The sequence below is a fragment of the Psychromonas sp. Urea-02u-13 genome (assembly GCF_002835995.1).
Lineage (GTDB): Bacteria > Pseudomonadota > Gammaproteobacteria > Enterobacterales > Psychromonadaceae > Psychromonas.
Map to the genome: position 1 here is coordinate 1 of NZ_PJBZ01000033.1, position 203 is coordinate 203.

The following is a 203-nucleotide window of genomic DNA, read 5'->3' on the forward strand; positions in this document are numbered from 1 at the left end:
TCTTCAGCTAATTCACGCTTTAGAGCCTCATATTGAGCAACAAAAATGGCTTGTTTTTCAAGGTCACATTTATGAGGCACACCTTTAGGTTGCTTATAACTAAAGTGATGTTGGTGAAGCCATTTATTCAGCCCTGAAACAGAGTCGCAGATAGCCCAAGTATCTTTAATATACTGACAAATTTGATAAGTATGAAAATAAGT

Annotated in this window: 1 protein-coding gene; it reads right to left on the reverse strand. The window is 36.0% G+C overall.

The window, feature by feature from the left end; all coding sequences use genetic code 11:
- Positions 1-203, reverse strand: a 203-nt coding sequence (locus tag CXF74_RS00105) for a helix-turn-helix domain-containing protein (protein ID WP_198552735.1), incomplete at both ends; no start/stop codon positions are given.